Annotated in this window: 34 protein-coding genes and 2 pseudogenes; 35 read left to right on the top strand and 1 reads right to left on the bottom strand. The window is 53.5% G+C overall.

Features of this window, described 5'->3' with window-relative positions; all coding sequences use genetic code 11:
- Window positions 1-36 precede the first annotated feature (36 nt).
- The 33 genes and pseudogenes from fusA (at window position 37) to rplQ (ending at window position 19616) form a co-directional block, all read left to right on the top strand.
- On the top strand, window positions 37-2124 hold the full coding sequence (fusA, locus tag MCM46_16970; GenBank protein MCG3113503.1) for an elongation factor G: 2088 nt from the start codon (window positions 37-39) through the stop codon (window positions 2122-2124).
- A 100-nt stretch (window positions 2125-2224) separates the two neighbouring features.
- Window positions 2225-3415, top strand: a complete 1191-nt coding sequence (gene tuf / locus MCM46_16975; protein MCG3113504.1) for an elongation factor Tu — start codon at window positions 2225-2227, stop codon at window positions 3413-3415.
- 111 nt (window positions 3416-3526) lie between these two features.
- A complete protein-coding gene (gene rpsJ, locus MCM46_16980) occupies window positions 3527-3832 on the top strand; it encodes a 30S ribosomal protein S10 (GenBank protein MCG3113505.1) in 306 nt (101 codons plus the stop codon).
- Between the two features lie 18 nt (window positions 3833-3850).
- A complete protein-coding gene (rplC, locus tag MCM46_16985; GenBank protein ID MCG3113506.1) occupies window positions 3851-4510 on the top strand; it encodes a 50S ribosomal protein L3 in 660 nt (219 codons plus the stop codon).
- 17 nt (window positions 4511-4527) lie between these two features.
- The gene (gene rplD, locus MCM46_16990; protein MCG3113507.1) at window positions 4528-5166 is read left to right on the top strand and encodes a 50S ribosomal protein L4; all 639 of its coding nucleotides are present in this window, start codon (window positions 4528-4530) and stop codon (window positions 5164-5166) included.
- Complete coding sequence (locus tag MCM46_16995) at window positions 5153-5437, top strand: 50S ribosomal protein L23 (protein ID MCG3113508.1); 285 nt, start codon at window positions 5153-5155, stop codon at window positions 5435-5437. Before rplD ends, MCM46_16995 begins: the two co-directional genes overlap by 14 nt.
- Window positions 5438-5492: 55 nt before the next feature.
- The gene (gene rplB / locus MCM46_17000) at window positions 5493-6317 is read left to right on the top strand and encodes a 50S ribosomal protein L2 (GenBank protein ID MCG3113509.1); all 825 of its coding nucleotides are present in this window, start codon (window positions 5493-5495) and stop codon (window positions 6315-6317) included.
- Window positions 6318-6426: 109 nt separating this feature from the next.
- Window positions 6427-6714, top strand: coding sequence for a 30S ribosomal protein S19 (rpsS, locus tag MCM46_17005; protein ID MCG3113510.1), 288 nt, complete (start codon window positions 6427-6429; stop codon window positions 6712-6714).
- A gap of 56 nt (window positions 6715-6770) precedes the next feature.
- A pseudogene (gene rplV / locus MCM46_17010) lies at window positions 6771-7094 on the top strand (50S ribosomal protein L22).
- 233 nt (window positions 7095-7327) lie between these two features.
- The gene (gene rpsC / locus MCM46_17015; protein MCG3113511.1) at window positions 7328-8002 is read left to right on the top strand and encodes a 30S ribosomal protein S3; all 675 of its coding nucleotides are present in this window, start codon (window positions 7328-7330) and stop codon (window positions 8000-8002) included.
- Complete coding sequence (gene rplP / locus MCM46_17020; protein ID MCG3113512.1) at window positions 8002-8415, top strand: 50S ribosomal protein L16; 414 nt, start codon at window positions 8002-8004, stop codon at window positions 8413-8415. The genes rpsC and rplP overlap by 1 nt, the downstream gene beginning before the upstream one ends.
- A 3-nt stretch (window positions 8416-8418) precedes the next feature.
- Window positions 8419-8640, top strand: a complete 222-nt coding sequence (gene rpmC, locus MCM46_17025) for a 50S ribosomal protein L29 (GenBank protein ID MCG3113513.1) — start codon at window positions 8419-8421, stop codon at window positions 8638-8640.
- Between the two features lie 26 nt (window positions 8641-8666).
- Window positions 8667-8924, top strand: coding sequence for a 30S ribosomal protein S17 (gene rpsQ, locus MCM46_17030; GenBank protein ID MCG3113514.1), 258 nt, complete (start codon window positions 8667-8669; stop codon window positions 8922-8924).
- A 49-nt stretch (window positions 8925-8973) separates the two neighbouring features.
- Window positions 8974-9342, top strand: a complete 369-nt coding sequence (gene rplN / locus MCM46_17035) for a 50S ribosomal protein L14 (protein ID MCG3113515.1) — start codon at window positions 8974-8976, stop codon at window positions 9340-9342.
- 11 nt (window positions 9343-9353) lie between these two features.
- Window positions 9354-9704, top strand: a complete 351-nt coding sequence (gene rplX, locus MCM46_17040; protein ID MCG3113516.1) for a 50S ribosomal protein L24 — start codon at window positions 9354-9356, stop codon at window positions 9702-9704.
- Window positions 9705-9780: 76 nt separating this feature from the next.
- Window positions 9781-10335 carry a 50S ribosomal protein L5 gene (rplE, locus tag MCM46_17045; GenBank protein MCG3113517.1) on the top strand — a complete coding sequence of 185 codons (555 nt, stop codon included), beginning with the start codon at window positions 9781-9783 and terminating at the stop codon, window positions 10333-10335.
- Between the two features lie 128 nt (window positions 10336-10463).
- Complete coding sequence (locus MCM46_17050; protein ID MCG3113518.1) at window positions 10464-10649, top strand: type Z 30S ribosomal protein S14; 186 nt, start codon at window positions 10464-10466, stop codon at window positions 10647-10649.
- Window positions 10650-10721: 72 nt separating this feature from the next.
- Window positions 10722-11114, top strand: a complete 393-nt coding sequence (rpsH, locus tag MCM46_17055) for a 30S ribosomal protein S8 (GenBank protein ID MCG3113519.1) — start codon at window positions 10722-10724, stop codon at window positions 11112-11114.
- 126 nt (window positions 11115-11240) lie between these two features.
- Complete coding sequence (gene rplF, locus MCM46_17060) at window positions 11241-11777, top strand: 50S ribosomal protein L6 (protein ID MCG3113520.1); 537 nt, start codon at window positions 11241-11243, stop codon at window positions 11775-11777.
- 20 nt (window positions 11778-11797) lie between these two features.
- Window positions 11798-12175: a 50S ribosomal protein L18 gene (gene rplR / locus MCM46_17065; GenBank protein MCG3113521.1), complete on the top strand. Its 378-nt coding sequence runs from the start codon at window positions 11798-11800 to the stop codon at window positions 12173-12175.
- Between the two features lie 24 nt (window positions 12176-12199).
- A complete protein-coding gene (gene rpsE / locus MCM46_17070; GenBank protein ID MCG3113522.1) occupies window positions 12200-12727 on the top strand; it encodes a 30S ribosomal protein S5 in 528 nt (175 codons plus the stop codon).
- Window position 12728: 1 nt separating this feature from the next.
- Window positions 12729-12941, top strand: a complete 213-nt coding sequence (gene rpmD / locus MCM46_17075) for a 50S ribosomal protein L30 (GenBank protein ID MCG3113523.1) — start codon at window positions 12729-12731, stop codon at window positions 12939-12941.
- Window positions 12938-13381 carry a 50S ribosomal protein L15 gene (gene rplO, locus MCM46_17080; protein MCG3113524.1) on the top strand — a complete coding sequence of 148 codons (444 nt, stop codon included), beginning with the start codon at window positions 12938-12940 and terminating at the stop codon, window positions 13379-13381. Before rpmD ends, rplO begins: the two co-directional genes overlap by 4 nt.
- Window positions 13382-13392: 11 nt before the next feature.
- Window positions 13393-14706: a preprotein translocase subunit SecY gene (gene secY, locus MCM46_17085; GenBank protein MCG3113525.1), complete on the top strand. Its 1314-nt coding sequence runs from the start codon at window positions 13393-13395 to the stop codon at window positions 14704-14706.
- A gap of 92 nt (window positions 14707-14798) precedes the next feature.
- Window positions 14799-15452: an adenylate kinase gene (locus MCM46_17090; GenBank protein ID MCG3113526.1), complete on the top strand. Its 654-nt coding sequence runs from the start codon at window positions 14799-14801 to the stop codon at window positions 15450-15452.
- 38 nt (window positions 15453-15490) lie between these two features.
- Window positions 15491-16240, top strand: coding sequence for a type I methionyl aminopeptidase (gene map / locus MCM46_17095; protein MCG3113527.1), 750 nt, complete (start codon window positions 15491-15493; stop codon window positions 16238-16240).
- Window positions 16241-16303: 63 nt separating this feature from the next.
- Entirely contained in the window at window positions 16304-16525 is a 222-nt protein-coding gene (infA, locus tag MCM46_17100) for a translation initiation factor IF-1 (protein MCG3113528.1), read from the top strand.
- A gap of 9 nt (window positions 16526-16534) precedes the next feature.
- Window positions 16535-16648, top strand: coding sequence for a 50S ribosomal protein L36 (rpmJ, locus tag MCM46_17105; GenBank protein ID MCG3113529.1), 114 nt, complete (start codon window positions 16535-16537; stop codon window positions 16646-16648).
- 21 nt (window positions 16649-16669) lie between these two features.
- Window positions 16670-17050 (top strand): 30S ribosomal protein S13, encoded by a 381-nt coding sequence (gene rpsM / locus MCM46_17110; GenBank protein ID MCG3113530.1) that lies wholly within the window; start codon window positions 16670-16672, stop codon window positions 17048-17050.
- 22 nt (window positions 17051-17072) lie between these two features.
- Entirely contained in the window at window positions 17073-17459 is a 387-nt protein-coding gene (gene rpsK, locus MCM46_17115; protein MCG3113531.1) for a 30S ribosomal protein S11, read from the top strand.
- Between the two features lie 86 nt (window positions 17460-17545).
- Window positions 17546-18172, top strand: coding sequence for a 30S ribosomal protein S4 (gene rpsD / locus MCM46_17120; GenBank protein MCG3113532.1), 627 nt, complete (start codon window positions 17546-17548; stop codon window positions 18170-18172).
- Window positions 18173-18249: 77 nt separating this feature from the next.
- Window positions 18250-19239: a DNA-directed RNA polymerase subunit alpha gene (locus tag MCM46_17125; protein MCG3113533.1), complete on the top strand. Its 990-nt coding sequence runs from the start codon at window positions 18250-18252 to the stop codon at window positions 19237-19239.
- A gap of 32 nt (window positions 19240-19271) precedes the next feature.
- Window positions 19272-19616: pseudogene (gene rplQ, locus MCM46_17130) on the top strand (50S ribosomal protein L17).
- A gap of 126 nt (window positions 19617-19742) precedes the next feature.
- Here rplQ and MCM46_17135 read toward each other — a convergent pair.
- On the bottom strand, window positions 19743-20489 hold the full coding sequence (locus MCM46_17135) for a hypothetical protein (GenBank protein MCG3113534.1): 747 nt from the start codon (window positions 20487-20489) through the stop codon (window positions 19743-19745).
- A gap of 569 nt (window positions 20490-21058) precedes the next feature.
- Here MCM46_17135 and lptC point away from each other — a divergent pair.
- The gene (gene lptC, locus MCM46_17140; protein MCG3113535.1) at window positions 21059-21535 is read left to right on the top strand and encodes an LPS export ABC transporter periplasmic protein LptC; all 477 of its coding nucleotides are present in this window, start codon (window positions 21059-21061) and stop codon (window positions 21533-21535) included.
- 118 nt (window positions 21536-21653) lie between these two features.
- On the top strand, window positions 21654-22058 hold the full coding sequence (locus tag MCM46_17145) for an LptA/OstA family protein (GenBank protein MCG3113536.1): 405 nt from the start codon (window positions 21654-21656) through the stop codon (window positions 22056-22058).
- Window positions 22059-22072 lie beyond the last annotated feature (14 nt).

A 22072-nucleotide genomic window follows, 5' to 3' on the forward strand; every position in this document is an offset into this window, starting at 1 on the left:
GTGCCGGAGAGGAAAAACAGCGGTAGACAGAGTCCAATGGCACGCGAATATCCTTTAGAGAGAACGAGAAACATCGGGATCATGGCCCATATCGACGCCGGAAAAACGACCACGACTGAGCGCATCCTCTACTATACCGGCGTGACCCACCGCATCGGCGAAGTCGATGAAGGGACCACGACGATGGACTGGATGGAGCAGGAACGGGAGCGCGGAATCACGATTACCTCCGCCGCCACGACCTGTTACTGGAAAAACCATCGGATCAACATCATCGATACCCCCGGCCATGTCGATTTCACGATTGAAGTGGAGCGTTCGCTCCGTGTTCTGGACGGCGCCGTGGCGGTTTTCGATTCCGTGCAAGGGGTCGAGCCGCAGTCCGAGACGGTCTGGCGTCAGGCCGATCGATACAACGTTCCGCGCATCGCGTTCATGAACAAAATGGACCGGACCGGCGCCGATTTTTTCGCCAGCGTTCAGTCGATGGTCGATCGGCTTGGAACCCGGCCCGTTCCGATCCAGATCCCGATCGGGAAAGAAGGGACCTTCCGCGGGCCGGTCGATTTGATCACGATGAAGGCGATTTTCTTCGATGATGAAACGCTCGGCGCAAAATTCGTTGTCGATGAGATCCCGGAAGATCTCCGCGAAACCGCCCAAGCGTATCGCGACAAGATGATCGAGGCGTTGGCCGACGTCGATGACGCGATCATGGAAAAGTTTTTAAGCGGAGATGCGATTGCCCCCGAGGAGATCAAGCGGGCGCTGAGAAAAGGAACACTGGCCATGAAGATCGTTCCGGTCCTCTGCGGCGCTTCTTTTAAGAACAAAGGGGTTCAGCTTCTGATCGATGCCGTCGTCGACTTTCTCCCCTCTCCGCTCGATGTTCCGCCGGTCAAGGGGATCGATCATAAAACGGGAAACGAGGTCATTCGAAACGCCAGCGACAGCGAGCCGTTCTCCGCGCTGGCGTTCAAAATCATGAGCGATCCTTTCGTCGGACAGCTTACTTATTTCAGGGTCTATTCCGGCGTGCTCCATTCCGGTTCGTACATCTATAACTTGACCAAGGACACGAAGGAGCGAATCGGGCGGCTTTTGAAGATGCACGCCAACAAGCGGGAAGAGATCAAAGAGGTGTATGCGGGGGATATCGCCGCCGCCGTCGGCCTCAGGAATTCGACGACGGGGGACACCCTCTGCGATGAGAACCACCCGATCCTTCTGGAGGTGATGAAATTTCCGGAGCCGGTTATCTCGATGGCGATCGAGCCGAAGACCAAGGCCGATCAGGAGAAGCTCGGCCTCTCGCTCCAGAAGCTCGGGCAGGAAGACCCGTCGCTCCGGATCTCCAGCGATGAAGAGACTTTGCAAACGATCATCTCCGGGATGGGGGAACTGCACCTTGAGATCATCGTTGATCGTTTGAAGCGGGAATTTAAAGTCGAGACCAACGTCGGAAAACCGCAGGTGGCCTATCGCGAAACCATCCAGGCGAAGGCCGAGGCGGAAGGGAAATATATCCGGCAGTCGGGAGGCCGGGGTCAATACGGCCATGTCTGGCTGACCGTCGAGCCCCAAGAGTCCGGAAAGGGATTCGAGTTCGTCAATAAAATCGTCGGGGGCGCGGTTCCGAAGGAATATATCCCCGCGGTTGAGAAGGGGGTTCGCGAGGCGATGACCTCCGGCATTGTCGCCGGATATCCGATGGTCGATTTCAAGGTCACCCTCACCGACGGATCGTACCACGAGGTCGACTCCTCGGAAATGGCGTTTAAGATTGCCGCCTCCATGGGATTCAAGGAGGCAACAAAGCGTGCCAGCCCGGCGTTGCTGGAGCCGATCATGGATTTAGAGGTCATCGTCCCGGAAGAATACATGGGGGATGTCATCGGAAATCTCAGCTCCAAGCGGGGGAAGATTCTCGGAATGAAAATGCGGGGCGGGGCGCAGGTGATTTCTGCCCAGGTCCCGCTGGCGGAGATGTTTGGATATGCGACCGATCTTCGGTCGATGACGCAGGGACGGGGTGTCTTTACCATGCAATTTGCTCACTACGACGTGGTTCCGAAAAATATCTCGGATGAGATTATTGCAAAGAGCCAAGGGACCGCCGCGTAGAAGTGAGAAGACGTTAATCGCTAAACGTGAATTGTTAATCGCTTTGATTTCACGATTCACGAATAACGACTCACGAATAATGATTATTTTGGAGGGATAGATGGCGAAGGCGAAATTTGAGCGGACGAAGCCGCACGTGAACATTGGGACGATCGGGCATGTGGATCATGGGAAGACGACCCTGACCTCTGCGATCACAAAAGTGTTGGCCGACAAGAAGTTTGCGGAGTATTTAGCGTACGATCAGATCGACAAAGCCCCCGAAGAGAAAGAGCGCGGGATCACCATTGCGATTGCGCACGTGGAGTACCAGACCGACAAGCGCCACTACGCGCACGTCGACTGTCCGGGGCATGCCGACTACGTCAAGAACATGATCACCGGCGCCGCCCAGATGGACGGAGCGATCCTGGTGGTCTCCGCCGCCGACGGACCGATGCCGCAGACACGCGAGCACATCCTGCTGGCGCGCCAAGTCGGCGTTCCCTACATCGTCGTCTTCTTGAACAAAGCCGACATGGTCGACGACAAAGAGCTGCTGGATCTGGTGGAGCTGGAAGTCCGGGAGCTGTTGAGCAAGTATGAATTTCCGGGAGATGACATTCCCGTCGTCATCGGCTCCGCGCTCAAAGCGTTGGAAGGGGACAAAAGCGAGATGGGCGAGCAAGCCATCCTAAAGCTGATGGACGCCGTCGACAGCTACATCCCCACCCCCACCCGCGAAATCGACAAGCCCTTCATCATGCCGATCGAAGACGTCTTCTCCATCTCCGGCAGAGGCACCGTCGTCACCGGCCGAGTCGAGAAAGGGATCGTGAAAGTCGGAGACGAGATCGAAATCGTTGGGATCAAAGCCACCCAGAAGACCGTGGTCACCGGAGTGGAGATGTTCAGAAAGATCCTCGACCAGGGGCAAGCCGGAGACAACGTCGGGGTGCTCTTAAGAGGCACCAAGAAAGAAGACGTCGAGCGGGGGATGGTGCTCGCGAAGCCGGGGAGTATTACCCCGCACACCAACTTCAAAGCCGAAGCCTACATATTGACCAAAGAAGAAGGGGGCCGGCACACCCCGTTCTTCAACGGATATCGGCCGCAGTTTTATCTTCGAACCACCGATGTGACCGGAGTGGTGAAGCTCGCCGAAGGGGTAGAGATGGTGATGCCGGGGGATAACGTCACGATGGACGTGGAACTGATCATGCCGATTGCGATGCAAGAGGGACTCCGATTCGCCATCCGGGAAGGCGGCCGCACCGTCGGCGCAGGCGTTATCACAAAAGTGATTAAATAGCAGGACTTGATCTAAAAAGAAGTAAGGAAGAAGCGAGCGCCGGGCGTGGGGCATCGGAGCATCCTGCGAAGCAGGAGCGCACGGGTCCCACATAGAAATAAAGGGAAAAGCGTGAATCAGAAAATTCGAATTCGGTTAAAAGCGTACGACTATCGCGTTCTGGATCAATCGGTCGGGGAGATCGTCGAAACGGTGAGGCGAACCGGTGCCAAGGTGGCCGGTCCGATTCCTCTTCCGACGAAGATCAACAAGTATACGGTCCTTCGGTCGCCGCACGTCGATAAGAAGTCCAGGGAGCAGTTTGAGATCCGAACACATAAGCGCCTCATCGATATTTTGGAACCGACGCCGGAGACGGTCGATGCCCTGATGAAATTGAATCTCTCGGCGGGCGTGAATGTGGAGATCAAGCTTTAAATAGCGAAGGTGAGAGAGATGGTAGACGGATTAATCGGATATAAGCTTGGGATGACGCAGGTGTATGACGAGGGGAAGCTCGTTCCCGTCACGGTCATCGAGGTCGGCCCTTGTAAGGTGGTTCAGATCAAGACGGTCGAAAGGGAAGGTTACCCGTCGGCGCAGCTCTCCTTTGACGAGGTGAAAGAACACCGCGTGACCCAACCGGTGCGAGGGCATTTCAAACGGGCGAATGTCGCCCCCGCCCGGGTGCTCAGGGAGTTTAAGGGAGACCTCAACGGGATCAGCGTCGGCCAGGTCATTACGGCGGAGATTTTCCAAAAGGGGGAATTCGTCACCGTGACCGGAACCTCCAAGGGGAAGGGTTTTCAAGGGGTGATGAAGCGGCACCACTATCGGGGCGGTCCTGCGACACACGGATCGATGTTCCACCGTCGTCCCGGATCGATCGGGGCGAGCTCTTTTCCCTCCCGCGTTTGGAAGAACAAGGGAATGCCGGGCCATATGGGAAGCGAGCGGGTGACCGCGGAAGGGTTGGAGATCGTCGATGTCCGCGCGGAGGAAAATCTTGTTTTCGTCAAGGGATCGATTCCCGGGAGCGAGAACGGATTGGTCCTGATCCATAAGGCAAAGCGGGGGAAGGTCAAAAAGCAGGCGGAGCCGGCTAAGAAAAAATAGATCATTTTGAGGGAACCATGCCTGAAGTAGAAGTGAAAAATATTCAGAATGAAAAAACGGGGACCATCACCCTGGATGAGCCGATCTTCGGCGCAGCGGTTTCCAAGGGCCTTCTTCATGAGGTGGTTCTGATGCAGCAAGCTTCCATGCGCCAGGGGACGGCCTCGACGAAAACGAAGGGTTTTGTCAGCGGCGGCGGAAAGAAGCCGTGGAAGCAGAAGGGAACCGGACGGGCCCGGGCGGGATCGAATCGCTCTCCGATTTGGAGGGGCGGGGGAACGACTTTCGGTCCGCTCCCTCGTTCGTATGCGTACGACATTCCTAAAAAGAAGTCGAGGAAGGCGCTCTTTTCGGCCCTCTCCTCCAAGGTGGAAGAGGGAAAGTTGCTCGTCCTGGAGGATCTTGAGATCTCCGAGCCGAAAACAAAAACGATGGTGAATCTGCTCGGACGGCTCGGATTGGACGGGAAGGTCCTCCTCGTCGTCTCGCAAATCCAGGAGAATCTCGATCGTGCGGCGCGCAATATCCCGCTGGTCAAGATGCTGGAAGTCCGACAATTGAACGTTTATGATCTCCTGCTGGCGGATACGGTCGTCATTACGCGCCGGGATGTCGCCAGGCTGGTAGAGGTGTGGGGAAACCATGAATCGGCATGATATTATCCTCCGTCCGGTTTTGACGGAGAAGAGCACGCAGCTTCGTGAAGCGCAGAATAAGTACTGTTTTGCGATCCGGCGGAATGCGAACAAGAGTGAAGTGAAGCGGGCCGTCGAAGATACCTTGAATGTGAAGGTCAAGGATGTCCGCATCGTGAATGTGCCTGGAAAAGAGAAACGATTGGGGCGGTTTGTCGGAAAGCGGCCCGATTGGAAGAAGGCGATCGTCACCCTGAAAGAGGGTGAGAAGTTAGCGCTGTTCGAAGGATAATTGCAAGAGCAGGACGCTTTTCAACAGGTCTCTACCGTATAGAGGTTATTGATCAATGGGAGTAAAGACATACAAGCCAACGTCACCGGGTCGCCGTTCTGCAATGGGTTTGACCTTTGAGGAGATTACGAAGACCGAACCCGAAAAGAGTTTGGTTCGCTCGCTTCCCCCTTCGGGCGGAAGAAACAATCGCGGAAAGATCACGGTGCGCCATCGCGGCGGCGGACACAAGCGGGCCTACCGGATCATCGATTTCAAGAGAAATAAGTTCGACATCCCCGCCACCGTGGCGTCGATTGAATACGATCCGAATCGGTCGGCCCGGATTGCCCTGCTCACCTATGCGGACGGCGAGAAGCGCTATATCATCGCGCCGGACGGTTTAAGGGTGGGGGAGCATCTGATGTCGGGACCGAACGCCGAGATTCGGAACGGAAATGCCCTCCCGTTGTCCAACATCCCCGTCGGGAGCATGATTCATAATATTGAGCTGAAGCAGGGAAAAGGGGGCCAGCTTGCCCGGAGTGCCGGCGCGTCGGCGCAGTTGATGGCGAAAGAGAACGAGTGGGTTCAGATCCGTTTGGGTTCGGGCGAGGTTCGTCTTGTCCACGCCGCCTGTATGGCGACCATGGGGCAAGTCGGAAATATCGATCATGAAAATTACTCTTTGGGCAAGGCGGGACGAACCCGTTGGTTGGGCCGTCGGCCGACCGTCCGAGGGGTTGCGATGAACCCGGTCGATCATCCGCACGGCGGAGGAGAAGGAAAGGCCGGTCAGGGGAATCCGCATCCGGTCTCTCCCTGGGGCCAGTTGACCAAAGGATATAAGACGCGGCGCAGAAAAGACACCGACGCCTTCATTATTAAGAGAAGAAAATAAAGCGAGCGACTGGCTGTGCCAGCGCGAGCGCGGGGTGTGGGGGCATCGGAGGATTCCTGCGAAGCAGGAACCGCACGGGCCCCACCGAACGATAAACCAAAGGTTAGCGATGCCGAGATCAGTTAAAAAAGGACCGTTCGTCGACACACATCTGGCGGAAAAAATCGCCAAGATGAACGAATCGAACGACAAAAAGATCCTCAAGACGTGGTCGCGCAGATCGACCATTACCCCGGAGATGATCGGACATACCCTCGCCGTCCACAACGGAAAGAAGTTTATCCCGGTCTACATCACGGAAAACATGGTCGGCCACAAGCTCGGAGAATTTTCGGCGACCCGGTTCTTCAAGGGGCATGGCGCTGCCAAGACGGAAAAGGCGACGGCGTTAAAGTAACGAATGAGTCAGTGCCGGATTGATCCCGGTCTGTGCGGTTTAGGAGTGGAGTTCAAATGGAAGCGAAAGCCGTTTTGCGGTACATCCGTGTGGCGCCCCGAAAGGCAAGGTTGGTCGTCGATCTCATCCGAGGCAAAAATGCCGCGGAGGCGCTCACGATTCTTAAGTTTACGCCGAGGCACGCCGCCAAGGTGATCGAGAAGGTTTTGAAATCGGCCGTCGCCAATGCCGCCCAGAAAGAGATGGGGGATGTCGATGATCTCTGGGTTTCCAAGGCGCTCGTCGACGGAGGCCCGGTGATGAAACGAATGGAGCCGAGGGCGATGGGACGGGCCAATATTATTCGGAAGCGGACGAGCCATATTACCTTGATCTTATCCGTGGTGGAGATTGCCCCCAAAAAGCCGAAGGCAACGAAGGCAGAACCGGTTCAGGCGGCGCCTGTTGTGGAAAAGGAAGTTGAAAGCAAGGCCAAGAAGCCGAAAGCCCGTAAAGCCGTCGCCGATAAAGAAACAAAAACGGAGAGTAAACCGAAGAAGCCGAAAGCCCCCAAGGCAGAGGCGACAAAGAAGAAGGCGGAGAAGAAATCCTCCGCTGCCGAGAAGGAGCAATAATGGGGCAGAAAGTTCATCCGATCGGATTCCGATTAGGTTATATCAAAACGTGGAGCTCGCGCTGGTATGCCGAGAAGGACTATGCCAAGCTGCTTCATGAAGATCTGAAGATCCGGAAGATCGTCAAAAAGAAACTCTACCACGCGGGTGTTGCGCGGGTCGAGATCGAGCGCTCCGGAAATCAGATCCGGATCACCATCCACACCGCCCGGCCCGGAATCATCATCGGGAGAAAAGGGGCCGAGGTCGACAAGCTCAAGGTCGAGCTCGAAGCGATGACCAAGAAGCAGGTCTACATCAACATCAAAGAGATCAAGAAGCCGGAGCTCGACGCGCAACTGGTCGCGGAGAACATCGCCATGCAGTTGGAAAAGCGGGTCGCCTACCGGCGCGCCATGAAGAAAGCGGTCGCCTCTTCCCTTCGGCTGGGCGCGTTGGGGATCAAGGTCTACTGCGCAGGAAGGTTGGCGGGGGCCGAAATCGCGCGGACCGAGTGGTATCGGGAGGGGCGGGTTCCGTTGCATACCCTTCGCGCCGATATCGATTTCGGGTTGGCGGAAGCGGCGACGACCATGGGCCAGATCGGCGTGAAGGTTTGGATCTATCGAGGCGAGATTCTTCCGGAGACGCAAAAAGAGCGAGAATTGGCTGCTGCACGAGGTGAGAGAAGATAATGCTGTCCCCTAAGAAGGTAAAATACCGAAAACGGATGAAGGGTCGGATGGCCGGCAAGGCGTACCGCGGGTCCGATCTGAGTTTTGGCGAGTTCGGTCTCAAGGCAATGGAGCCGGGCTGGATTACGGCGAGGCAAATCGAGGCGGCGCGTATCGCGATGACCCGCTTCGTCAAGCGGGGAGGAAAAATCTGGATTCGCATCTTCCCGGACAAGCCGATTACCAAGAAGCCCGCCGAAACGCGTATGGGAAAGGGAAAGGGCGCCCCCGAATATTGGGTGGCGGTGGTCAAGCCGGGCCGGATCATCTACGAGATGGACGGAGTCACCCCCGAGGTGGCGAAAGAGGCCTTCCGGTTGGCCGCGTACAAGCTTCCGATCGCTACGCAGTTTGTAGCGCGGGGGGAGGAATAAGAAATGGCGGATGTAAAGGATTTTAGAGAGTTGACGGCGGAGGAGCTCTCTCAGAAAGAGAAAGAGCTCCGGAAGGAGCTCTTCAACCTCCGTTTTCAGGCGGTTTCCGGACATGTCGAGAACCCCAATCGGATCAAGTTGATTAAGCGAGACGTCGCGCGGGTTCTGACCTTTTCTCAAATGAAAAAGAAAGAAGCGACCGAGAAAGAAGGCGCTTCGAAATAGGATTCCAGGTGAACGACAAGGAAAACATGTTGAAAAAGAGAAAAGAATACGTTGGCCAGGTTATCAGCGACAAGATGGAGAAGACTGTCGTCGTCGCGATCGACCGGATGGTGCAGGATCCTCGATACAAGAAATTTTTAAAGAGAACCAGCAAGCTGAAAGCGCACGATGAGAAAAACGAGGCCCATGTCGGCGATCGGGTCAAGCTCATCGAGACGCGTCCAATCAGCCGGGAGAAGCGGTGGGTCGTCGTCGAAGTGCTGGAGCGGGCGAAAGAGGTTTAAGAAGAAACAATCCAAAACGGTTTAATCTTAACGGAAGCGGGTGCTTAGCATGGTACAAATTTACACAATGCTCGATGTCGCTGATAACTCCGGGGCCAAGAAGGTGATGTGCTTCCATGTCAAAGGGGGCTCGAAGAAACGTTATGCGCGCCTGGGCGATATCATCGTTGCCACTGTGAAGGAAGCGATCCCACAAGGGAGCGTCAAAAAGGGAGATGTGGTGCGGGCGGTGGTGGTCCGGACGACGAAAGAAGTGCGTAGAGACGACGGCTCCTACATCAAGTTCGATCGGAACGCGGCGGTTCTGATCAATGCCCAGGGAGAACCGATTGGAACGCGTATTTTCGGCCCCGTTGCAAGAGAGCTCCGCTGGAAAAAGTTTACGAAGATTATTTCACTTGCGCCTGAAGTTTTATAAAGGATTTGATGATGGGAAAAGCCACTTTACCGTTGCTCAGGACCAAGATTAAGAAAGGCGATATTGTTCATGTGGTCGCCGGCAAAGAAAAAGGAAAAGAGGGAAAGGTCTTGCAGGTCCTTCCGGATAAGCAGGCCGTTGTTGTTGAAAAGCTGAATCTCTTGAAGAAGCATACCCGGCCGAACCAAAAAAACCCAAAGGGGGGAATCGTCGAGCGAGAGGGGAGGGTCCATCTCTCGAATGTGATGATTGTCTGCGCAAACTGCGTGAAGCCGAGAAGAATCGGGAGCAAGACGCTGCCGGACGGAAAGAAGTTGAGGGTCTGCAAATCTTGCGGCGAAGCGCTGGATAAAGAAGCTTAGTTTTCGATCGACAGAGATCGGAACACATCTTAAGCGAGGCGAGGAACGGTAAAGGATCATGAAAACAACCAATAATATTGCGTCAGCCAAAGAACGATACCAGCAGGAAGTGGTTCCTGCGATGATGAAGGAATTTGGGTATAAGAATCCGATGCAGGTGCCCAAACTCGAAAAAATCGTCGTTAATGTCGGAATGGGAGAGGCGATCTCCAACGTCAAGTTGCTCGATGCGGCGGTGAAAGAGCTCGGCCAGATTACCGGACAGAGACCGGTCGTCACCAAGGCCAAAAAATCGATCGCCGGATTTAAGCTTCGGGAAGGGATGCCGATCGGCGCCAAAGTCACCCTTCGGCGGGAGAGAATGTATGAATTTTTGGATCGGCTCCTCAATGCGGCCCTTCCCAGAATTCGTGACTTCAGGGGGATCTCCCTCAAAGCATTCGACGGAAAAGGAAACTACACCTTGGGAATCAAGGAGCAGTTGATCTTTCCGGAGATTAACTACGATGAGGTGGCTGCGATTCACGGAATGGACATTACCATCGTCACCACCGCGACGAACGACACCGAGGGAAGAGCGTTGCTGCGAATTTTCGGTTTCCCCTTCCGCAAACCGAGTGAGCCGAAGTAAGTTTTGGAGTATCACAGATAAAGGCGAGGATCGGGCTGAGCCCATCCGAGCCGCGGGGAGTGGGGACGTCGGAGGACCTTCTCTTTGGGTCCACCGGACAGGTCCCCACATAAAAATAGAGGTAGACATTGGCAAAGAAATCTTTAATTGCAAAAGCCCAAAGGACCCCCAAGTTCCAGGTGAGAAAATACAATCGCTGCGCCACTTGCGGTCGGGTGCGCGGTTATATTCGAAAATTCAACATGTGCCGGATCTGTTTTCGCCTGTTGAGCTTGAAGGGAGAGATCCCTGGGGTGATCAAATCGAGTTGGTAGGTCGGACTGTCCTTAACATCATCGTAGATCGATGATAGGAAACGCCGATCACGGAAGTAATTGGAGTCGAGAATGACAGATCCTATTTCAGATATGCTGACCAGAATCAGAAATGCCAAAATGCGGAAACACGAAGTAGTCGATATTCCCCTTTCGAAGGTTAAGGTGGAGCTTGCGCGGATCTTAAAAGAAGAGGGGTTTATTCGAAATTATCGTGTGGTCGGCGAATCGGTGAAGAAGAATTTGAGGGTTTATCTCAAATATGTCGAAAACGACGAGCCGGTGATCAGCGACCTGCAGCGCGTCAGCAAACCGGGCCGGCGCGTGTATGTCGGCAAGGATGAAATTCCTTCGGTGAAGGGGGGGATCGGCGTTGCAATCCTCTCCACCTCGAAGGGGCTGATGACCGATCAGAAATCGCGTGAAGCGAAGGTCGGCGGAGAGGTCCTCTGTTACATCTGGTAACGAGCTGAGAATAAATCAAGGCGAGGAGCAGGCTTTGCCTGTCCGAGCCGCGGGGTGTAGGGGCATCGGAGGACCTCTCTTCGATCCGCCGCACGGGTCCCCACAATAAGATAAAAGGTTGAGATTATGTCGCGAGTCGGTTTAAAAAAAATTACGATTCCCAATGGGGTCAGCGTCAAAGTGAATCCGGACAACGTCCACGTCAAAGGCCCGAAGGGAGAAAATCAAAAGGCGCTTCGGCCCGAGATCAAGGTTGACGTTCAGGGAACCGAGATTGCTGTCTCTCGCATTTCGGACGATCGGTTTGTCCGATCGCTTCACGGTTTGACCCGAAACGAGATTCAGAACATGATCGTCGGCGTGACACAGGGATTCGAGAAGGTGCTCGAGATCAATGGGGTCGGTTTCCGCGCCGCGGTGCAGGGGAGAGTGCTGGTTTTAAATTTAGGATATTCCCATCCGATCAATTTTGAGCTTCCAAAGGGGATTGATGCAACGGTTGAAAAGCAGACGACCGTCACGATCAAAGGAATCGACCGGTATCTGGTCGGACAGGTGGCGGCGAATATCCGCGCATTAAGAGAGCCCGAACCCTATAAAGGGAAAGGGATCAAGTACAAAGACGAGCGGATCATCCGTAAAGAGGGAAAGACTGGAAAATAACTCGTAAAACGGGGTTTGTGATGGCGGTATCGGCGAAAGAAAAGGTTCTGGCAAGAACGAGAAGGCACGAACGGGTTCGAAACAAAATTATGGGAACCCCCGAGCGGCCGCGTCTCTCCGTTTATCGGAGCCTGGACAATATTTATGCTCAGATTATTGATGACCTTTCCGGAAAAACATTGGCGGCGGCTTCCTCCCTTACGAAAGCGGCCAAAGGAAAAAAGGGGAAAGCGTCGGGGGGAAATATCGAAGGGGCAAAGATGGTCGGCGCAAAGCTGGCCGCCCTTGCGAAGGAGAAAAATATCAGCAAGGTGGTCTTTGATCGGGGGGGGTATATCTATCACGGGAGAGTGAAGGCGCTTGCAGACGCGGCCAGAGAAGGCGGACTTGTATTCTAAGCACGACGGCAACCCTTCTGTTTGATGGGACGGGTTTTTAGGAGGCGGTACTTGGCAAAAATTAATGCAGACGAACTGACGTTAAAAGATAAGGTCGTATTCATCAACCGCGTGGCGAAAGTAGTGAAGGGGGGCAAGCGCTTCTCCTTTTCCGCCGTGGTGGTGGTGGGAGACGGCCAGGGGCATGTCGGGGTCGGCAAGGGAAAAGCGGCGGAGGTTCCTGAAGCGATTCGAAAAGCGATTGAGAATGGAAAGAAGAATCTGGTCCGCGTCCCCTTGAAAGAGTCGACGATTCCTTTTGAAATCACCGGGCATTACGGGGCCGAGAATGTTCTGCTCAAGCCGGCGGCGGATGGAACCGGGATCATCGCGGGGGGGCCGGTCCGGGCCGTGATGGAGATGGTCGGAATTTCGAATATCCTCTGCAAGTCGCTCGGGAGCGGAAACCCGCTCAACGTGGTCAAGGCGACGTTGGAAGGTTTCTCGAAACTGAGAGATCCCGGAGAGATGGTCAGGCGGAGGCAGACGGCCCTCGCGCTGTCGGAGAGATAGAATGGCAAAGAAAGAAGCTTCGAAAACGGCGACAAAACAGTTATCGATTACCCTGGTGCGGAGCTATATCGGGCGGCCCGGAAAACATAAAAGAGTGGTTGCCGGACTCGGCCTCCGTAAAATGAATCAAACGGTGATCCGCCAGGATACGCCTCAAACGCGCGGGATGATTCATAAAATTTCGCATCTGCTGGAGGTCAAGGAAATCTCGTGAAGATATCGGATTTAGCGCCCACTCCCGGGGCCAAGAAAAAAGAAAAAAGGATCGGGCGGGGACCGGGTTCGGGACATGGGAAGACATCGACCAAGGGGCATAAAGGCCAAGCGGCCCGATCAGGCGGAACGAAGGCTCCCGGTTTCGAAGGGGGACAACAGCCGTTGATTCGCCGGGTTCCAAAACGCGGCTTTAAGAATATCTTCAAGAAAGAATACGCGGTCGTCAATCTGAGCAGACTCGATCAGTTCCCGGCCGAGACGGTGATCAACCCCGAGTTTCTCCATCAAGCCGGCATCATCAAAAGATCAACCGAAAGCGTTAAGATTTTGGGGGAAGGAGCGCTGACGAAGCCGTTGGTCATCGCCGCCCATAAGTTCAGCGAAGAGGCCCTCAAGAAAATTCAGGCGGCCGGCGGGCGGGCCGAGGTCCTCTCATAGGAGAGAGTGGGTTGTTCGACAGATTTATCACCAGCGTTCAAAATATATTTAAGATCGCCGAGCTCCGACAGCGAATTATCTTTACCGCGTTGATGCTGATTGTTTACCGGATCGGATCTCACGTCCCGACCCCCGGAATCAACAATGAGGCGCTCGCCAAATTCCTGACCGAACGAGGGGGCGCTTTGATGGGCTTCCTCGATATCTTTTCGGGGGGCGGGCTCTCGCGGTTGACCATTTTCGCGTTGGGGATCATGCCGTATATTTCGGCCTCGATCATCCTTCAGTTGCTGACGGTGGTGATTCCTACCCTCTCCAAACTGGCCAAGGAGGGAGAGCGGGGGCGAAAGAAGATCATCCAGTATACCCGAATCGGCACCATCGGGATCGGCATTGTTCAAGCGCTCGGAATCGCGATCGGCCTTGAAGGAATGGAAGGGGGGGCCTTCGTCCAGAACCCCGGCTGGGCATTCCGATTAATGACGATGATCACGATCACGGCCGGGACCGCTTTCCTCATGTGGCTCGGAGAGCAGATTACGGAGCGTGGAATCGGAAACGGCATTTCGTTAATTATCTTCGCCGGGATCGTCACCGGGATGCCCGCCGCCGTGATTAACACCTATCAGCTTTTTCAGGCGGGGCAGATCAACTTTTTCCTCATTCTCTTTCTGGCGATTTTGATGATCGGCGTCGTTGTCGCGATCGTTTTTCTGGAGAGCGGCCGGCGGAAGATTCCGGTTCAATACGCCAAGCGGGTCGTCGGCCGGAGAGTGTATGGGGGGCAGAGCACACATATTCCGTTGAAGATCAACACCGCCGGCGTGATTCCGCCGATCTTCGCCTCCTCGATTATCGCCTTTCCTGCCACCATTGCAGGATTCATTACCGTTCCCTGGGTGCAGGCGATCGGGAGGAATTTGACGCCGGGGACGGTTTTTCACACCGCGCTCTATGCGATGCTGATTATCTTTTTTGCCTTCTTTTATACGGCGGTGGTGCTTAATCCGGTGGATATGGCCGACAATATGAAAAAGTACGGCGGCTTCATCCCGGGGATCCGACCGGGGCAGCGGACCTCCGATTACATCTACCGCGTCTTGACCCGAATTACCTTTGCCGGGGCGATCTACCTGGCGATGGTGGCGATTATTCCGGAAATCTTGATCTATCGATTCAACGTTCCCTTCGCCTTCGGGGGAACTTCCCTTCTGATTGTGATCGGGGTCGGTCTCGATACGGCGCAGCAGATTGAGACCCATATGTTGACCCGAAACTACGAAGGCTTTATGAAGAAGGGAAAGCTGAAAGGGCGAGGGTTCTAGGGGATCGTTAAACACTACCCGTTAACCGTTAAACGCAAAGACCCGATTAACGAGTAACGATTCGCGAATAACGATCATAGAGGGATAGAACAATGCGGTTGATCTTCCTCGGTCCTCCCGGGGTTGGAAAAGGGACGCAAGCGGAGAAATTATCGAAAGAGTATCGAATCCCTCACATCGCCACGGGCGATATGCTCAGAACGGCGATGGCCAAGAAAACACCGGTCGGCATGGAAGCCAAATCCTATATCGATGCCGGCAAGCTGGTCCCAGATGATGTGATTATCAACCTGGTTGCGGAGCGGTTGAAGGAGCCGGATACGTCGGCCGGATATATCCTGGATGGTTTTCCAAGGACGATCAAGCAAGCCGAGGCGCTGTCGAAGATTTTAAAAGAGAACCGCCAGGGGATCGATCGGGTCCTTTATTTTGATTTGAATGAAGAGGAGTTGGTCAAGCGGATTGCCGGAAGACGAAGCTGTCCCGCTTGCCAGAAGGTTTATCATACCTCTTTTAATCCCCCCCCTCAGGAGGGGATCTGCAGCTGTGGAACCGCTTTGGTTCAAAGAAAGGATGATCGTCCTGAAACAGTCAAAGCGCGTCTCGTCGTATATCGGAATGAGACGTCGCCGCTGATTCAACACTATCGAGAGCAGGGCCTCTTGTCGCAGATCGAGGCCGACGCCGGCGTGGACGCCGTCACCGGTCGGGTCAAAGAGGCGGTTCTGGGAAAGAAGTCATCCTGATGGGTTCAAAGCAATCCGGTTGACCCAAAGGGAAGAAAATGATTATTTTAAAATCTAAAGAAGAGGTCGCCAAGATCGCAAAAGCGAGCCGGATCGTCGCAGAGTCGCTTGAAGCGGTAAGAGCGTATCTGAAGCCGGGGATGACGACAAAAGAACTCGACCTCTTCGTTGAAAAGCAGATTCGAGAGCGGGGCGGGACGCCGGCTTTTAAAGGTTACCGCAACTATCCGGCGACCCTTTGTATTTCCGTCAACGAGGAAGTGGTTCATGGAATCCCCTCTCCCGACAAGGTGATTAAAGAGGGGGACATTGTCGGCCTCGATCTCGGCGCGATCTATGACGGTTTCTACGGCGATTCAGCGGTCACGGTTGCCGTCGGAGAGGTGAAGCCGGAAGCAAAGCGGCTGATTCAGGTCACCGAAGAATCTCTTTATGCCGGCATCGCACAGGCATGTGAGGGAAGCCGGTTGTCGGATATCTCCCACGCGGTTCAATCGCATGTGGAGCAAGCCGGTTTTTCGGTCGTCACCGATTTTGTCGGTCATGGAATCGGACGCGCTTTGCATGAGGAGCCTCAAATCCCTAATTTCGGCCCCCCCGGTCGAGGGCCGCGGCTGAGAGAAGGAATGGTTTTGGCGATCGAGCCGATGGTCAATATAGGGAAGGCCGCCGTTCGGGTTTTGGACGACCGTTGGACGGCGGTGACGGCGGATGGGAGTCTTTCCGCTCACTTTGAGCATACGATTGCGGTGACGAAAGAGGGGCCGGTCATCCTAAGCAAATTGTAACGGGGGGATGTCTCGCAAAGCGTTTGATGCATTTCAGAGATCGATAGATTGGGAAAAAATAATATGGCGAAAGAGGATGTCATTGAAGTGCAAGGAACCATCGTGGAGACATTGCCGAACGCCATGTTTAGGGTGGAGCTTGAAAACGGCCATCGCGTTCTTGCTCATATTTCCGGAAAGATGAGAATGCATTACATCAAGATCCTTCCGGGAGACAAGGTCACGCTGGAGCTCTCTCCATACGATCTGACCCGTGGGCGGATTACGTACCGCTTTAGCAAATAAGGAGTTTAGATGAAAGTTCGGTCATCGGTGAAGGCGATCTGCGCCAAGTGTAAAATTATCAAGAGAAAAGGGGTGATCCGCGTGATCTGCGAGAACCCCCGCCACAAGCAACGGCAAGGCTAGTTTAAATGACGAGGAGATTTCATGGCTAGAATCGCAGGCGTTGATTTGCCGAGGGATAAAAGGATCGAAATCGGTCTGACGTATATTTATGGAATCGGACGGTCCATCTCTCAAAGGATTTTAAAAGAGACGAACGTCAGTCCGGACATCCGCGTGAAGGATCTCAAGGAAGATGAGGTCATCCGGCTTCGCGAGGCGATTGAGCGAGGCGTCCGGGTGGAAGGGGATCTTCGCCGCGAAGTCTCGATGAGCATCAAACGCTTGATGGATATCGGTTGTTATCGAGGGCTGCGTCATCGTCGCGGCCTGCCTGTTCGCGGTCAGCGGACCCGGACGAATGCAAGAACCCGAAAGGGCCGGAAGAAACAGACGGTCGGCGCCAAGCGAAAAGAGACGAAGTAATTCATCAGCGAAAGGGTTATGAATGGTTGCAAAAAAAGGTGCGAAGAAAAAAGAAAAGCGGAACGTTCAGACGGGGGTGGCCCATATTCAGGCCTCGTTCAATAATACGCTTGTGACCATCACCGACATGGCGGGGAATGTGATCGTCTGGTCGAGCGCCGGAAGCCAAGGGTTTAAGGGCTCGCGGAAGAGCACCCCTTTTGCCGCGCAGAGGGCGGCTGAAATCGCGGCCAAGAAGGCGATGGAGAACGGGATGAAACAGGTCGATGTCTATGTGAAGGGCCCCGGCTCCGGCCGTGAATCGGCCATTCGGGCGCTTCAGGTCGCAGGGTTGAAGATCAATCTGATTAAGGATGTGACCCCGATCCCGCATAACGGCTGCCGTCCCCCCAAGAGAAGAAGAGTTTAGGGATACCGTTATTCGTGAATCGTTAAACGTAAAGACACGAATAACGATTAACGACGAACGAGTAACGAACAACAGGAGGTGTTTGCTTGGCTAGATATGTCGGTCCAGTATGTCGGCTTTGTCGAAGGGAAGGGACCAAGTTGTTTTTAAAAGGAACCCGTTGTTTTTCCGAAAAGTGTGCGATTGATCGGCGAAGTTATCCGCCGGGCCAGCATGGACAGGCTCGGCCGCGCGCCTCCGAATACAGCGCACAGTTGCGGGAGAAGCAGAAGCTGAAGCGGATTTACGGACTGCTGGAGCGTCAGTTCAGACAATATTTCTTCAAAGCGGAACGAAAGAAGGGAATCACCGGCGAGAACCTACTCAGGTTGTTGGAATCGAGACTCGACAATGTGGTCTACCGCCTTGGTTTTGCTTCTTCCCGGAAGCAAGGCCGCATGCTGATCAGACAGAATCATTTTATCGTCAATGGAAAAGGGGTCAATATTCCTTCTTTCCTGGTCAGTCTTAATGATGCGATCGAGGTAAAAGAAGGCAGTCGCGGTCTTGTCGCTATCCAGGCTGCGCTTGAGGGGATTGGAACCCGTGGTGTTCCTTCCTGGCTGGAGCTCGATCAGAACCAAATGAAGGGGACCGTAAAGTCACATCCGAGCAAGGAAGAAATCGCGCTTCCTGTCAACGAGCAGCTGGTTGTTGAGCTTTATTCCAGATAAAGACATTGAGCCATTCGGGCGTCGGAGCAACGTCTTCGATCGTCCGGTCGCTCCCACTCAAAACGGGTGAGGATCTTATGATTATTAGAACAAAAGATTTTCAGATACCAAAAAAGCTTGAAGTCGAAAAAGAAACACTCACAAAAACGTATGGAAAATTCTTTGCCGAGCCGTTCGAACGCGGATTCGGCAGCACCATCGGCAATTCGCTCCGGCGCGTTCTCCTTTCATCCATTGCAGGGGCCGCGGTCACGTCGATTAAAATCGAAGGGGTCCTGCACGAGTTCTCGACGATCCCGGGGGTGAAAGAGGATGTCACCGATATCATTTTGAATGTCAAGAATCTTCGCTTGAAGATCCATACCGATAAACCGAAGGTGATCCATATTAAGAAAAAAGGGGCGGGCGAGGTCCTGGCGAAAGATATTATCCACGATGCCGACATTGAGATCCTGACCCCCGACCTTCATATCGCGACATTGGACAAAGACGGGAATCTCGATATGGAATTGGTTGTCAAGGTGGGCCGCGGTTATGTTCCTTCGGAGCGGAACAAAGAGGAGGGGATGCCGATCGGTGTGATCCCGATCGACGCCATTTTCTCGCCGATCCGCAAAGTGAATTTCATCGTTGAGAACGCGCGCGTCGGCCGTGTGACCGATTATGACAAGCTGGTCATGGAGATTTGGACCGACGGCAGCGTGAAGCCGGACGACGTGCTCGGTTTTTCCGCAAAAATTTTGAAGGACCATTTGAATATCTTCATCAACTTTGAGGAACTCGAGCAGCCGGTCGAGCAGGAGCGGGATGAGGTCAAGGAGTTCAACAAGAATCTCCTCCGAAGCGTGCACGAGCTGGAGCTCTCCGTCCGCGCCGCCAATTGTCTAAAAAATGCCAATATCCGGACCATCGCCGATCTGGTCCAACGGTCCGAATCGGAGATGCTGAAAACGAAAAATTTCGGCAGAAAATCGTTGAACGAAATTAAGGAAATTCTTTCTGAGATGGGATTGTCCCTTGGAATGAAGCTGGAGGGGCATTCCGCCGAGGTCGGTAAAGAAGGATAACGAAATAATGCGATTGGGAAAGGAAGTGCGAGATGCGTCATCGTAAGGCAGGTCGTCCCCTCGGAAGGAACAGCGCTCACAGAAGGGCGCTCTTTCGAAATCTGGTCACCTCTTTTTTAAGGCACGAGCGGATCGAGACCACGGAAGCCAAGGCGAAGGAGATTCGTTCCATCGCCGATAAGATGATCTCCCTGGGAAAGCGGGGAGATCTTCATGCAAGGAGAATGGCCGCGGCTTATATTCTCGATCAAGATGTGGTTTTCTCCCTTTTCTCGGAAGTGGCCCCCCGTTTTCAAAATAAAAACGGCGGGTACACGCGCCTGATCAAAACGCGGGTCCGGCACGGCGACGGCGCTCCCATGGTCATCCTGGAATTGACGGAGGCCAAAAAGGTTGAGAAAGCGCCTAAGAAGGAACGTAAGCAGAAGAAAGAAAAAGAGGCCGGCACGGAAGAAACAGCCTCCGCGCCAGCCTCATAGTTCGTCCAATCATTTTTCAGTCGTTTACTTTTTTGTCTCTTCTTTCGCCGCGGGCTTTGCTTCCGCCGCCGCCGTGTTTGCCGCTGTCAGCTTTGCATCAACCGCGCTGAGAATGACGTCGGCGGGAAGCCCCGCCTTTTCCGTGTTTGGATCAGCGTCAACCCACGCCCGCTTGGTATCATCGTGAATTTCGAACTTCCGTTCCACGAGCACCTTGACGACACGCGGCTTGGCGGCCAGGGCCTTTGCCTCTTCTTCCATTTTCTTCGCCGCTTCCGCCGATTCTTTTCCGTCCTTTTCGGACTGTTTTGCTTCCTCTAATAATGTTTTTGCCTCGTCTCCGCTTTTCCCCTTTGCTTCTTCCATCTTGGTTTTCGCTTCGCCGAGAAAGAATTCAGCCTCCTCGGCTTTCTTTTTCGCTTCTCTTGCCTTGAAGCTGGCCGCTTCGGTGATGGTGACCGTGTACGTATCCCGATAATGCGACTCTTTCACCGGTTTGGCGGAGAAGATCCTAAAGTAGCGGAAAGTGGGGGTTGTGATTTTTCCGGTGTCTTTGTTTGCAGACATTTTACCGTGCGGATGATCGGAGAGCCCTTTCTCCGTCAAGACTTCTACCACTTTATCCCAAACCTGGTCGTACGGTAAGGAATAGGTCTTTTCAGCGGGTCCTTTCGGCGCCGGTTTTGCCGCGTCCTGGGCATGGACGGCCTGAATAAACAACGGGTGAACCAGAAACAGGAACCATAGGAAGATGTTTAATTTTTTTCTCATCCTTTCCTCCAGGTAATTGGCGGTATCGATATTTCTAGCGTTTTTACTAGTGTGTGTCAAGAGAAATCGATTGAATAAAACCGGTTATCGGATCTGTTTTCAGCCTTTATTGTACAATGCAGGCAGGTCCGTTGTCATCCGGTCGATGGAAGATTGAACCGGGAGCCTTGTCTTTGTATCGTCGGGAGATTTCTGCGTCATCGGTAGACGTTAAGAGGGCCTATTCTGTGATTTTTCTGATGCGAGGGTCTTCCAAAAAAGGGAATCCGGATGATCAGAATTTAAGGTCGGATTGGAATATCGACCCGGTATATTTTAGCCTAAATGGCCGCTTCAATATCCTCTTCTCGCGTGACGAATCGCGTTTATTCATGGGATGTTGCAATCGATTTTTCAATGGGTTTTCATAGATGAAGCAAGAAGCACGCCGAATTGGACATTTGCTTTACTCGCATTTTCTTTTGTGTTATATTTAGACCGTGCTGACGCTAAGAATACAATCGAAGCAAGTTTTGCTTATGCTCATCATGACCTTCCTCCTTTTTTTGTCTTTTGCGCTTGTCTCCGGCATGAAAAAAAGAAATTTGCTTGTCTTTTTTAATGATATCGGCGGAAAAGCGGATGTAAAGATCGGTCAATTCTCGGTTGTCCAGTCACACGAAGGGGTGAAAAATTGGGAGTTGCGGGCGGATCGCGCCGAGATATTCGAGAAAGACCAAAAAGCGTTGCTTGAAAAAGTCGCCGTGACAATTCAGACCTCTCAGGGGGTTGAATTATCTCTGGATGGAGACTCGGGAACGATCAATACGCGGACAAAAGATTTTTCCCTGGAGAAGAAAGAGGGTCCGATGGTGATCCAGTTGAGCAACGGTTACACCATTGAGACGCCGGCGTTGTCTTGGCTCAACGATCAGAAGATAATTGTCGCCGAGGGACCCGCTCGCATCACCGGCCCCCAAATTGAGATTAACGGGAACGAATTACGCGTTGCGCCGGAAAACCAAGAGGTCACCGTCTCGGGTCATGTTCAGGCGCTGGTTCATTAAATACGTTTTTTCTCCACTCCTCCTCATCGAACTCCTCGGAGGGAGCGGGTTTACCGTCGCCGGTGAGATACCGGTTAAAAATAATCCTCAGGAACCCATCTCCATTACTTCCAATAAAATGACGATTAAAAGTCTGGAAGACAAAATCATCTTCGAGGGAGAGGTCTTTATTAAAAAAGGCGATTTAACGATTAAGGCGGATCGCGCGGAAGTTTTCATGTCCGAGTCCTCTTCTTTATTGATTGAACCTTCGACCCAGGAGAAGCGGGAGGTCTCTCGAATCGAGACCTCCGGCAACGTCGACATTCGACAAGGCGAAAAACATGCCAAAGCGGAGAAGGGGATCTATGACCAAAAGAAAGAGACCATTACCCTGACGGGGGATGCCGAAGCTTGGGAAAAAGAGTACCGCGTGAAGGGGAAGGTGATCACCCTTTTTATTGCGGAGAATCGGAGCCTGGTCGAGGGAAGTCAGGTGATTATTCATTCCGGGGTAAGCGATTTGAATTTAGGAAAAAAATAAACTTTCCGGATAAA

The organism is Candidatus Manganitrophus morganii (assembly GCA_021651055.1).
Lineage (GTDB): Bacteria > Nitrospirota > Nitrospiria > SBBL01 > Manganitrophaceae > Manganitrophus > Manganitrophus morganii.